This window comes from Halococcus sediminicola, assembly GCF_000755245.1.
Taxonomy (GTDB): Archaea; Halobacteriota; Halobacteria; order Halobacteriales; family Halococcaceae; genus Halococcus; species Halococcus sediminicola.
Genome location: NZ_BBMP01000022.1, coordinates 386,523 through 397,890 on the forward strand (window position 1 = coordinate 386,523; position 11,368 = coordinate 397,890).

Annotated in this window: 17 protein-coding genes; 13 read left to right on the forward strand and 4 right to left on the reverse strand. The window is 64.8% G+C overall.

Annotation, left to right across the window (positions count from 1 at the left end; genetic code table 11):
• Positions 1-20: 20 nt before the first annotated feature.
• Positions 21-569 (reverse strand): RNA 2',3'-cyclic phosphodiesterase, encoded by a 549-nt coding sequence (gene thpR, locus ACP97_RS11130; RefSeq protein WP_049997883.1) that lies wholly within the window; start codon positions 567-569, stop codon positions 21-23.
• Between the two features lie 53 nt (positions 570-622).
• On the opposite strand from thpR, the gene ACP97_RS11135 reads away from it, so the two are divergent.
• On the forward strand, positions 623-1,399 hold the full coding sequence (locus tag ACP97_RS11135) for a tetratricopeptide repeat protein (protein WP_049997884.1): 777 nt from the start codon (positions 623-625) through the stop codon (positions 1,397-1,399).
• Complete coding sequence (locus ACP97_RS11140) at positions 1,371-1,664, forward strand: DUF424 domain-containing protein (RefSeq protein ID WP_049997885.1); 294 nt, start codon at positions 1,371-1,373, stop codon at positions 1,662-1,664. The genes ACP97_RS11135 and ACP97_RS11140 overlap by 29 nt, the downstream gene beginning before the upstream one ends.
• Before the next feature lies 1 nt (position 1,665).
• Here ACP97_RS11140 and ACP97_RS11145 read toward each other — a convergent pair whose 3' ends face one another.
• On the reverse strand, positions 1,666-1,950 hold the full coding sequence (locus tag ACP97_RS11145) for a GYD domain-containing protein (protein ID WP_049997886.1): 285 nt from the start codon (positions 1,948-1,950) through the stop codon (positions 1,666-1,668).
• 114 nt (positions 1,951-2,064) lie between these two features.
• Between ACP97_RS11145 and ACP97_RS20440 the strand changes: the two genes are divergently transcribed.
• On the forward strand, positions 2,065-2,211 hold the full coding sequence (locus ACP97_RS20440) for a hypothetical protein (RefSeq protein ID WP_202593599.1): 147 nt from the start codon (positions 2,065-2,067) through the stop codon (positions 2,209-2,211).
• A gap of 35 nt (positions 2,212-2,246) precedes the next feature.
• On the opposite strand, the gene ACP97_RS11150 is transcribed toward ACP97_RS20440, so the two are convergent.
• Positions 2,247-2,462, reverse strand: a complete 216-nt coding sequence (locus ACP97_RS11150; RefSeq protein WP_049997887.1) for a hypothetical protein — start codon at positions 2,460-2,462, stop codon at positions 2,247-2,249.
• 94 nt (positions 2,463-2,556) lie between these two features.
• Between ACP97_RS11150 and ACP97_RS11155 the strand changes: the two genes are divergently transcribed.
• Both ACP97_RS11155 and ACP97_RS11160 read left to right on the forward strand, forming a co-directional pair.
• Positions 2,557-3,804, forward strand: a complete 1,248-nt coding sequence (locus tag ACP97_RS11155; RefSeq protein WP_049997888.1) for an aminotransferase class V-fold PLP-dependent enzyme — start codon at positions 2,557-2,559, stop codon at positions 3,802-3,804.
• Positions 3,805-3,929: 125 nt separating this feature from the next.
• Positions 3,930-4,301, forward strand: coding sequence for a DoxX family protein (locus tag ACP97_RS11160; RefSeq protein ID WP_049998489.1), 372 nt, complete (start codon positions 3,930-3,932; stop codon positions 4,299-4,301).
• On the opposite strand, the gene ACP97_RS11165 is transcribed toward ACP97_RS11160, so the two are convergent.
• Positions 4,302-4,910, reverse strand: a complete 609-nt coding sequence (locus tag ACP97_RS11165) for an MBL fold metallo-hydrolase (RefSeq protein ID WP_049997889.1) — start codon at positions 4,908-4,910, stop codon at positions 4,302-4,304. It lies immediately after the preceding gene.
• Between the two features lie 90 nt (positions 4,911-5,000).
• Here ACP97_RS11165 and ACP97_RS11170 point away from each other — a divergent pair, with 90 nt between their 5' ends.
• From ACP97_RS11170 to ACP97_RS11205, 8 genes are all read left to right on the forward strand, one after another.
• On the forward strand, positions 5,001-5,180 hold the full coding sequence (locus ACP97_RS11170; RefSeq protein ID WP_049997890.1) for a DUF5786 family protein: 180 nt from the start codon (positions 5,001-5,003) through the stop codon (positions 5,178-5,180).
• Positions 5,177-5,761 carry an endonuclease dU gene (locus ACP97_RS11175; RefSeq protein WP_049997891.1) on the forward strand — a complete coding sequence of 195 codons (585 nt, stop codon included), beginning with the start codon at positions 5,177-5,179 and terminating at the stop codon, positions 5,759-5,761. Before ACP97_RS11170 ends, ACP97_RS11175 begins: the two co-directional genes overlap by 4 nt.
• A 161-nt stretch (positions 5,762-5,922) precedes the next feature.
• Positions 5,923-6,507, forward strand: coding sequence for a uracil-DNA glycosylase (locus tag ACP97_RS11180; protein ID WP_049998490.1), 585 nt, complete (start codon positions 5,923-5,925; stop codon positions 6,505-6,507).
• Positions 6,508-6,637: 130 nt separating this feature from the next.
• Positions 6,638-7,291, forward strand: coding sequence for an imidazole glycerol phosphate synthase subunit HisH (hisH, locus tag ACP97_RS11185; protein WP_049997892.1), 654 nt, complete (start codon positions 6,638-6,640; stop codon positions 7,289-7,291).
• A 57-nt stretch (positions 7,292-7,348) separates the two neighbouring features.
• Positions 7,349-8,290, forward strand: a complete 942-nt coding sequence (locus tag ACP97_RS11190; protein WP_049997893.1) for a cation diffusion facilitator family transporter — start codon at positions 7,349-7,351, stop codon at positions 8,288-8,290.
• A gap of 51 nt (positions 8,291-8,341) precedes the next feature.
• Entirely contained in the window at positions 8,342-10,510 is a 2,169-nt protein-coding gene (locus ACP97_RS11195) for an ATP-dependent DNA helicase (protein ID WP_154020000.1), read from the forward strand.
• 207 nt (positions 10,511-10,717) lie between these two features.
• A complete protein-coding gene (locus ACP97_RS11200) occupies positions 10,718-11,071 on the forward strand; it encodes a DUF2178 domain-containing protein (protein ID WP_079977619.1) in 354 nt (117 codons plus the stop codon).
• The gene (locus ACP97_RS11205) at positions 11,068-11,289 is read left to right on the forward strand and encodes a helix-turn-helix transcriptional regulator (RefSeq protein WP_049997896.1); all 222 of its coding nucleotides are present in this window, start codon (positions 11,068-11,070) and stop codon (positions 11,287-11,289) included. The genes ACP97_RS11200 and ACP97_RS11205 overlap by 4 nt, the downstream gene beginning before the upstream one ends.
• Positions 11,290-11,368: the final 79 nt, after the last annotated feature.

The following is an 11,368-nucleotide window of genomic DNA, read 5'->3' on the forward strand; positions in this document are numbered from 1 at the left end:
TTCTTTGGGTATTCAAAATCTCAGAGTGCGAACCGCTCGACGGTCGAGTATTCGGGGCCGGCCTCGTCGAGCACGCTCTCGGTGATTTCGACGCTCTCGATACGGACGGTTCCGAGTGTCGGGTCCGCGTCGAGCGCCCGCTGGACCTGTTCTTTGCCACCGGCGTGGTCCATCCGCGCTATCGTCGCGTGTGGGGTGAACGCGTGATCTTCGGGGTCGAAGCCCATCTCGACGGTCCGCGCTTCGATGGCATCGTGCAATCGGGCGAGTTCAGTGCCGCCCTCGCGGACGCCGACCCAGAGCACACGAATGTATTCCTCGCTCGGAAACGCACCGAGACCGCCGAACTCGGCGGTGAAGGGGTCGACATCCGACTCCTCGATGGCCGTTTCGAGTGCGTCGACGAGGTCCGGGACGCGCTCCTCGCTCACGTCGCCGAGGAACTTCAGCGTGACGTGGACGTTTGCGGGTTGGGTAAGTCTGACCCCGCTCGCGCCGGCGAATCGCTCCTGAACGCTGGCTATTTCGTCGTCGAGACCCGTGAGCGCGGCGCTGACGAACAGGCGCATGGAGAAAACCACGAGGCCACAGGCCTTAATCACGGTCGTCCCGTAGCCCGGCCATGACCGACGACAGCGATCCCGACGGCGAACCGGAGCGTGGGGCGGACCATCCCTTCTCGGAGGGCGAGGGGTTCGCCGACCCGGAGGGGTTCGACCTCGACCCGCCGGAACTGTCGGTGGATCCGAGCGAGGTCGACCCGGTCGATTCTCGGGTACTCACCGACCTGCTCGACGAGCGCCAACTCGGCAGCGAGGACGTCGACGTCGAGGAACTCATCGACGTGGGGTTGAGCTACATCGAGATCAACAGATACGAACAGGCGACCGAGACGTTCGAGCGCGCCGCGCGGTTCGCCGCGGACGACCGCCTCGAACAGGAGGCATGGGTGAACAAGGGCGCCGCCCACGCCGAACTCGAAGAGTACGACGCCGCCATCGGCGCGTATCGGGAAGCGCTCTCGATCGATGCCGACTCAGAGCACGCCGCGAGCGCCGAGACGAACCTCGCCTACGCGCTCTGGGAGAGCGGCCAGACCGAACAGGCCCTCGACCACGCCGAACGCGCCGTCGAGCGCGACCACCGCTTCGGGCAGGGCTGGTACAATCGTGGCTTCTTCCTGCTCGAACGCGGCCTCGCCGAGGAAGCCGTCGACAACTTCGACAACGCGCTCCGACTGGGCTTCAGGAACGCCGAGGTCCTCGAAGAGAAGGCCCGCGCGCTCGAAGAAGTCGGCGAGGACGAGCAGGCCGAGGAGGTCGCCGAAGAAGCCAGAGAACTGCGCGAGCAGGCCGAGGAGGAACTCGTCCGTGATCGTCAACGAACGCGAAACGCCTGAGGGACGCCTCGTCGCGGTCTGTGACGACGAACTACTCGGCGAGACCTTCGACAACGATGGGGTGCCCTTCGAGGTAACCGAGGAGTTCTACGGCGGCGAGCACGCCGGTGAGGACCGAGTGGTGGCGAGCCTCGCGCGCGCCCGTGTAGCGAACATCGTCGGCGCTCACTCCGTGGGTCTCGCGGTCGAACACGGCTTCGTCGAGGAAGCGAACGTGCTCGACGTGGGCGGGACGAGCCACGCCCAACTGGTGCGACTCGGCTGAGCTACTCCTTGACGAGGCTGCCGAAGTGCTCGATGGGGACGCCCTCCATCGTGGACATGTCGAGACCGTGGCGCTCGGCGGCCAGCGAGAGTTCGAAGACCGAATCGCGGTCGGGGGCCTCGAAGACGAGCAGGAAGTCGTAGCGGCCGAGCAGCGCGTATGTATCCTTGATCTCGGCGTCGATCTCCTCCAGTTCGAGGCTGATGTCTCCCCACAGCGAGGCGAGTTCCTGAAGGTCCTGAAACTCGGTACCGTCGGCTTCGACGAGCGATAGCCACGTCTGCATGGGGCGTGCTCCGCAGGCACACCCTAAAGGGATTCCGGCCACCGAAACGGGTCACGTCGATCTGCTTGCCGATGCCGGCCACAGCCGTATCCACGCCACGCCGTTCGACGCCGTATGGGCTACTCGACGACCATCGGCTGGTCGCTGTTCACATCTGGCGTGGTCACGCTGCTGTTGAAAGTCGCCCCCTACGACTCGCTGTACTGGGGGATCGGGCTGCTCGTGGTGGGGCTGCTGATCATGTCACGGCGAGTTCTCTGAGCAGCCTTCGGGCCCGAAACGACCGACGGGGCGGTTCAGACGACGCGACTGTCCTCCCAGCCGCAGCTACATCTGGTTCTGGCGACGAGCACGCGGCGACCGTCCACGCGGTCCGTGTCGGTCGCCGCCGAGAGGTCGTGGCGCTCTCCATCACCGGCCTCCGGACACTGCCGTACGAGCGGGTCGAGCGACGGCGTCTGCTCGAAGCGAAGCTCCCCAGCCCCGTATGGCTCCCTGGCATCACGCACCATACGGTCGTGGGGAGGAGTCACGACTACTACACTCTTTCCGTTCCTCGGCGACACGACCGAAGAAGTGTTTGCCGTCCGGACCGTAGCGACGGCGATGAGCACCCAATCCGAGGAACCGCTCGACGTCGAACGCATCAGGGCCGACTTCCCGATCCTCGAACGCGACGTTGGTGATGGTCAGCGCGTCGTCTATCTCGACAACGCCGCCACGAGCCAGACGCCAGACCGTGTGGTCGACGCGATGGGCGACTACTACCGGGGGACGAACGCGAACGTCCACCGGGGCATCCACCACCTGAGTCAGGAGGCCTCGCTGGCCTACGAGGAGGCCCACGACCGCCTCGCCGAGTTCGTCGGCGCTTCTGGAGGACGGGAGGAGATGGTCTTCACGAAGAACACCACCGAAGGACTCAATCTGGTCGCCCATGCGTGGGGACTGAACGAGCTCGGGCCGGGCGACGAGGTGGTGCTCACGGAGATGGAACACCACTCCTCGCTGGTCACGTGGCAGCAGATCGCCGAACGCACCGGGGCCGACGTGAAGTTCGTCGCGGTCGACGAGGAGGGTCGCCTCGACATGGACCACGCCCGCGAATGCATCACCGACGACACCGAGATGGTCTCCGTGACGCACGTCTCGAACACTCTTGGGACCGTGAATCCGATCGGCGACCTCGCCGACCTCGCCCACGAGCACGGTAGTTATGTGTTCGCCGACGGCGCACAAGCCGTCCCGCACCAGCGGGTGGACGTCGAGGATCTCGACGTGGATTTCTACGCCTTCTCGGGCCACAAGATGTGCGGACCCACAGGGATCGGCGGACTCTACGGGAAGGGGCATCTCCTCGAAGCGATGGAGCCGTTCATGTACGGCGGCGGGATGGTTAGGAAAGTCGAATTCGACCGGACGACGTGGGCCGACGTGCCCGAGAAGTTCGAGGCGGGCACGCCACCTATCGCGGAGGCCATCGGACTCGCCGAAGCCGCCGACTACCTCGACGAGGTGGGTCTTTCCCGCATCGACCGCCACGAGCGCGACCTCGTCGAATACGCGATGAGTAGGTTAGACGAGTTCGACGACATCGAGATGTACGGCCCGCCGGCCGACGAGCGCGCGGGACTCGTCTCGTTCAATCTCGATGGCGTGCACGCCCACGACCTCGCGTCCATCATGAACGACCACGCCGTGGCCATCCGACCGGGCGACCACTGCACCCAACCGCTCCACGACGTCCTGGGGACGGCGGCCTCGGCGCGTGCCTCGTTCTATCTCTACAACACGAAGTCGGAAGTCGACGAACTGATCGATGCCATCGACGACGCACGAGAACTGTTCGCCTGAACTCGTTTCCCGATTCTATCGCGTTTGCCAAAGGCTATGTGAACGCCGCTCGGAGCCGTAGTCGTGCTATCGACCACCGATTCAAAAGACCAATGTGTCGGCCAGTCGCGGGAGGCGAGCCGCTGATGGGACGGCTCGAAACGCTCGGGCGCGTACTGTTCGGCGGCGTGCTCGCCTTCACGGCCATCGACAACCTCCGCGACATCGAGGGGATGGCCGCCTACGCCGATTCGAAGGGCGTCCCGAAAGCCGACCGCCTCGTGCCGCTGTCGAGCGCGATGCTCCTGTTCGGCGGCGTCGCCACCATGTTCGGGCGCGCCCCGCGGCTGGCCGGCGGCGCGATCGCGGCGTTTCTCGTCGGCGTCACGCCGACGATGCACGACTTCTGGAACATGGAGGACGACCAGCGCGAGGGCCAGCTGATCCATTTTCTGAAGAACACCGCGATGCTCGGCGGTGCGCTCTTCTTCCTCGCACGCGGCCCCGAAGAGAACTGATTACTCGGGATACTTCGGCTCGCGGCGCTCGGCACGTTCGAGCGCCCGCTCGACGACCGCGCGCACGTCGCCGTGGAACTCCTCGCCGTGGCCGGCGTACATGTGCTCGACACTCGCGGGCAGGCGTTCGAGAAGCCGTTCGATGCTCTCGATGAGCACCTCGCGGGACTGGCCGGCCATGTCCGTGCGGCCGAAACTGCCGTCGTCGAACGCGCCGTCGTCGTGGACCACGACGTCGCCGGAGAAAATTGTACTCTCCGAGACCAGCGAGACGTGGTCGTCGGCGTGACCCGGCGTGTGGATCACGTCGAATCGCTCGTCGCCGATCTCGATCGTGTCGCCGTCGTCGATCTCCTCGGTGCGACGTGGATGATCGTCGTAGGCGAGCAGGTCGGCGTCGAAGCGGTCGAGTACGGCGTCGAGTTCGCCGACGTGGTCGCCGTGCTGGTGGGTCAGGACGACGGCATCGAGGTCGTCGGTGTGCTCGGCGACGACGTCCTCGACGCCGGCCATCGTCCCGGCGTCGACCAGCACTGTGCGCTCGCCCGTGACGAGATAGACGTTCGCGGTAAAGGTCTCCGCACCCTCCGTGACGGTGTGGACGTCCATATCCTGTCGTCGGGTGGCGAACGTTTTGAGGCTGCCGGAATGAATGAAACCTGACAAACGTTTTTTCCGTTACCCATCCATAGACTACGTATGGGCTTCGGGAGCTACGACGAATCAGAGCAGGGGAACCAAGAGTACAACACCGACTTCGAGGAGGGCGAAGACGACCTCAAAACCGAAGAGGAGGCACACGCGGGCGAGGTGAGTTTCGAGTTCGGTGCCTCGAACGACGAGCTGCTCGACAGACTCGAGGACATCAAAGAGGAGTGAAAGCCGGGACGCGCGCGCTCGGGGTCGCCGAATCATACCGTGGCGAGCGCGGCCGGAGCACGCTCGCCGGCGCGGTCGTCAGGGCCAGCCGCGTCGTCGACGGGTTCGTCTTCGGCTCCTGTACCGTCGGCGGCACCGACGCCACCGGAACCATCGTCGACCTCCACGCCCGCCTCGACCGCGCCGATGTAAACTACCTTCTCGTCGCGGGCATCGCACCCGCGTGGTACAACCTCCTCGACCTCCAGCGCCTCCACGACGCGACCGACATACCCGTGCTCTCGATCTCCTTCGGGGAGAGTTCCGGTCTGGAGCCGGCGCTCCGCGAGGAATTTTCCGGCGACGCGCTCGCGGCCCGGCTCGACATCTACCGCGCGCAACCGCCGCGTCGCCGATGTTCGGTCGACGACGAGACGCTGTTCGTCAGAGGCGTCGGTATCGACGGCGACGATGCCGAAGCGGTCGTCCGCGGGTTCACGCCCGAAGGCGGCCGGCCCGAACCGCTTCGCATCGCGCGACTGACCGCCCGTGCCGCCGATTCGTGGATGGCTGGTGAGCCGCAAGCCGGTAGCGACGGTTGATTCGAGCAGTATTTGTTACCCATCTCGAAACCGCACGACTGCCACGAGTACCGGCTCAAATGAGAGACCGCTACCGCGCACCGCAAACCGGCCAAAGCACACCAAAGGCGGACGGTTAAGACCCGTCCCGACTCACCCCGTGTGTGAGCGAAACGGGCCACATGGACGGGCTTGAGGTCGATTCCTGCGAGCGCTGTCCCGCACTCTGCGAGTCGCGGAGCCGCATCGTCAACGGGGGCGGCCCCGACGATGCCGAACTGCTGTTCGTCGGCGAGGGACCGGGCGAGCGCGAGGACGAATCCGGCGAACCGTTCGTCGGGCGGAGCGGGACCGTCCTCGACGACGCACTCCGTGATGCGGGACTCGGGCGCGAGGACATCCGCATCACCAACTGCGTGCGCTGTCACCCGCCCGACAACCGCGATCCACACACCGACGAACTCGCGAACTGCCGGGAGTTTCTGGAACAGGAGATCGCGACCGTCGACCCGGAACTCGTCGTCACGCTCGGGAAGGTTCCCACCGAACACCTCCTCGGGCGCGACGCGCGCGTGACGGAGGAATCGGGCAGCATCGAGGAGATCCGCATCGACGGAACGCCGCAGCGAGTGCTCATCTGTGTGCACCCGGCGGCAACGCTGTACGACGCTTCACAGAAGGAGACTTTCGTCGAAACTATCGCCACGGCTGCCGGCGTCGTCGGCGCGGGTGACGGCGACGGCCAGTCGCGCCTCGACGGGTTCTGAGCGGGTACCGCGGACCGTCGCCGGTTACGGGGAGGACCGTAGAACAGGGACGAGTCGAGAAGCAACCGACAGAGAGCCGCGTTACTCCCGATACCCGAACTGCTTTGCCCGCGTATCACGTGCGGCTCGTATGAGCACGGGACACGCCCAGCAGGCGATGGCGTCGGTGGTCGTCGTCGATTACGGGCTCGGCAATCTCAGAAGCGTGACGCGAGGGCTCGAACGCGCCGGGGCCAGTGTAGATATTTCCGAGGACCAGAGCACGTTCGCGAGCGCGGACGGCATCGTCCTTCCGGGTGTGGGCGCGTTCCGCGAGGGCGTCGAGAACGCCGGTCCGTACCGCGAGGCGCTCCTGGAGGCGGCGGAAAGCGGCACGCCGGTGTTCGGCATCTGTCTCGGCATGCAGATGCTTTTGACCACCAGCGAGGAAGCCGACCGCGCCGGCGAGGGCGAGGTCGAAGGTCTCGATCTGATTCCCGGTCGGAATCGACGCTTCGAGGGCGACCTGAAAGTGCCCCACATGGGCTGGAACGAACTCGCCGTCGAGCGCGACCACCCGCTCGTCGAGGGCGTCGATGGAGACTACGCCTACTTCGTTCATTCGTACTACGCAGCGCCCGAGAGCGAGAGTGCGACCGTCGCAAGCACCGAGTACGGGGCGCGCTTTCCGAGCGTCGTCGCCGACGAATCGGGCACCGTCTTTGGGACCCAGTTCCACCCGGAGAAGAGCGGCGAGACCGGGTTACGGATTCTGCGCAACTTCGTCGCCATCTGTACCGACTAGTCCACTCGTCGCCCGCACGTAGAAAGTCCTTTGCGAACGGCGCGAGCAGGGCTGACAATGGCAGAAAGCAGGTCCGTCGTCATCGCCGCCCTCGTCGCCAACGGAGCCATCGCCGTGTTGAAGTTCGTCGGTTTTCTCCTCACCGGCAGCGCCGCGATGCTCTCGGAGACCTATCACTCGATTTCCGATACGGGCAACCAGATCTTCCTCCTGATCGGGATACGGTACGGGGAGAAGGAACCCAACCGCGAACATCCCTTCGGGTACGGAAAGGCTCAGTTCTTCTATAGCTTCCTCGTCTCGGTACTCCTGTTCGGCATCGCGGGCTGGGAGAGCGCGAAACACGGCTACGACGCCATCGTGCACCCACACCCGCCGGGGACGGGCGCGGTCAGCCTGCTGGGGACGAGCTTTCCCGGTGTCTGGGTCAACTATGGGGTGCTCGTCGGTGCGATCGCCTTCGAGAGCTACGCGCTCAAGAAGGCCAACGACGAGATGACCCGCCAGATCGACGAGCACGGGTGGAGTGGGTACCGCGAGGCGTTCCGGAAGACGAGCGACGTGACCACGCTGACGGCGCTGACCGAGGACACCATCGCGATAAGTGGCGCGGGGCTGGCGCTGTTCGGGGTGTTCCTCAGCCGAGTCACGGGCAATCCCCTGTACGACGCGGTCGCCGCCCTGCTCATCGGGCTCATGCTCATGGGCTTTGCCGTCGCGCTCGCGTGGGAGAACAAACGGCTCCTGCTCGGCGAGAGCTTGCCCGCCACCGAGGAGCGCGACCTCCGAAAGGTGGTCGCCGACTGGGACGGCGTCGACGAGATCGTCGACTTCAGAACTGTGTACTTCGGCCCCGAAGAAGTGATCGTTACTGGTGATGTGGAGTTCGACCCGGATCTCGACACCGAAACCATCGACGAACGCATCACCGCCATCGAGGACGCGCTCGTGGACACCAACCCACAGGTCAGGAAGGTCTATATCGAACCCGAAGCCTGACCCGTCCACTTTCGCCGCGCCACGCGAACCCTTTTGGGAGAACGCACACCAATGTTGGGTACTGTGGCCGCCGACTCGTCACCGCTCCGATTCTTCCCCTACGAGTCGCCCTACGAGAACCAGCGCGCGGCGATCGAACGCATCCACGGGGCGCTCGAAGACGAACGCGACGTCCTCTTCGAGGGAGCCTGCGGCACGGGCAAGACGCTCTCGGCGCTCGTTCCGGCCCTGGATTTCGCCCGCGAGGCGGACAAAACCGTGGTCATCACGACGAACGTCCACCAGCAGATGCGTCAGTTCGTCGCCGACGCCCGCGCGATCAACGACCGCGAACCGCTCAAGGCGACCGTGTTCAAGGGCAAATCCGCGATGTGTCACATCGACGTCGACTACGAGGAGTGTCAGGTGCTTCGGGACAGCACGAAGGACCTCGTCGACGCCGAGGAGGACCTCGCGGACCTCGAAGCGCGCGAGGAGAGCCTGCTCGACGCGAGTCAAGAAGGCGATAGCGACGCGGCCGAAGCGCGCAGCGCCGTGATGGACGAACTGGAAAACGTCGAGAGCGAGGTCGAAGAGTTGCGCGAGGAATCGGTCTGCGAGCACTACTACAACAACCTCACCGCCGACACCGAGGGGTTCTACGCGTGGCTCGCAAGCGACGTGCGCACGCCCGAAGAGATCTACGAGTACGCCGAGAGGGAGAACCTCTGTGGCTACGAACTCCTCAAGGACGGGATGGAGAGCATGGACCTCGTGGTGTGCAACTACCACCACCTGCTCGATCCAATGATCCGCGAACAGTTCTTCCGCTGGCTCGGGCGCGACCCCGAAGACGTAATCACCGTGTTCGACGAGGCCCACAACATCGAGAGCGCCGCGCGCGAACACGCCACCCGCACCCTGACCGAGACGACCCTCGACTCGTCGCTCGCCGAACTGGAAGATACCGGCGATTCGCGGGCCGCACAGGCGAGAAACGTCGTGAGCGCCTTCCGGAAAGCGCTGGTCTCGACCTACGACGAGAAGTTGGGGTTCGGCGAGCGCGAGCAGATCGGCGACGACTGGGAGGACCTGGCAATCGCCAACAGCGAGGGCCGCGACGACCTCACGCTGGCCTTCCTCGATGCGTACACCGGGCAGGGAATCGACACCGATGTCGAGGCGGCGCTCGCGCTCGGGGCGGCCCTCGACAGGGAATACGATAGACAGTACCGCAACGGCGAGACGCAGGTCCGCAAGGAGTGCCAGACGCTTCAAACAATCCAGTTCGTCGAATCGTGGCTCGCAGATGGAGGTTCCGGCGGCCGCCATCCCGTCGTTTCGGTGCGCGAGGGTCCCGACGGCGTCTACGGCCGTGCGGAGTCCTTTGCCTCCATCCCGCGCGACGTGACCGAACCGCTCTTTTCGAACCTGCACGCGAGCGTGCTGATGAGCGCGACGCTGCGACCGTTCGACGTGCTCGCCGACGTGCTCGGATTGGAAGACCCCGAGACGATGGCCTACGGGCTGACCTTCCCCGAAGAGCGCCGTCGAACCTTCGCCGTGGATACGCCAGCGCTGTTCGCCAGCGAGCGCGACAACATGGATGTTCAGCGAACGATCACCGACACGCTCGACGACGCGATCCGGTTCACGCCGGGCAACACGCTCCTCTTCTTCCCGAGTTATAGCGAGGCCGAGCGCTATCACGACCGCATCGCCGCCGCGACGGACGCCACGACTTACCTCGACGAACCGGGCGAACCCGTCGAGTCGCTGCGCGAACGATTTGCCGCCGGCGAGCACGGTGCACTCTTCACCTCGCTGTGGGGCACGCTCGCCGAGGGCGTGAGTTTCGACGGTGACGACGCCCATACGGTGGTCGTGGTCGGTGTCCCCTACCCACATCTCGACGACCGGCTCGAAGCCGTCGAAGACGCCTACGACGCTGCGTATGGATCAGGCTGGGAGTACGCCGTCGAGATACCCACCATTCGCAAAACCCGCCAAGCACTCGGGCGGGTGCTGCGCTCGCCCGAGGAGATCGGCGTGCGTGCGCTGCTCGACGCGCGCTATACCGAACGCGGTCGACGAGAGATGGGCAAGTACGGCGTTCGTGAGACGTTCCCCGACGAGGAGCGCGCCGAACTGCTCGACATCGCGCCGGAGAAACTCAAGTTCGCCATGCTCAACTTTTATTCCGATCACGACGCCTACGACGGCGACCCACCGACGCCCTGAACGGTCGAAGAGCGTTCGCGCCTGCTTTCGAGCACGATCGACCATCCCGAGCCGGGGGTCTAGCAGCGACAGATTTATCATGATGTGTAAAGCATGTTTTACTGTAAAGCGTGCTTTACGGAACGTTCGCTTTACACACGAACCATGACACAAACCGAAACAACCGGACGGAAGCGCTTCACGAAGAGACGCCGTTACCGCCGTGTGATGATCGGGACACTCCTCGCCGGCGTCGCCGTCGGCCTCGTCCTCAGATCGATCGGTTATCCGTTCGTGGGGGAGGCAGTGTACTGGCTTGGGATCATCAGCACTCTCGCGATCTGGCGCAGCACGTCCCTGACACTGTTCGACGAGCGCGATCAAGAACTCGAACGACGCACGGCGATGACCACGCTGAGTGTTTTCGCGGTGGTGGTGGTCACCGGCGCGTCAGCCGCTAGAGTGCTGGCGTGGACCGGAATCTACACCGTTCCGCCGGTACTCGCGGGTGCACTATACGGCTACGTCGTACTGTTCCTAGTGGCGTTGTTCATCGGCGCATGGTACCGGTATCGCGGATGAAAAACACGATTCGACGGCATCGAGACAGTGCGGACCTAAGTCAGGCCGATCTCGCGGCAGCAGTCGACGTCACTCGCCAGACGATCAATGCGGTCGAGCGCGAGCGCTACGACCCGTCCGTCGAGCTGGCGTTCAAACTGGCCGCCCACTTCGACTGCCGCATCGAGGATCTCTTCGACCCCGAACTGAACGGAGTTGGGGCCGACCACGACGACTGAGGCCCCACTTCGTTCACCGGTTCGATCACTCGTCGCGGTGGAGTTTACCGCGGTTCGTACTGCGACGAACTGAAGGTTT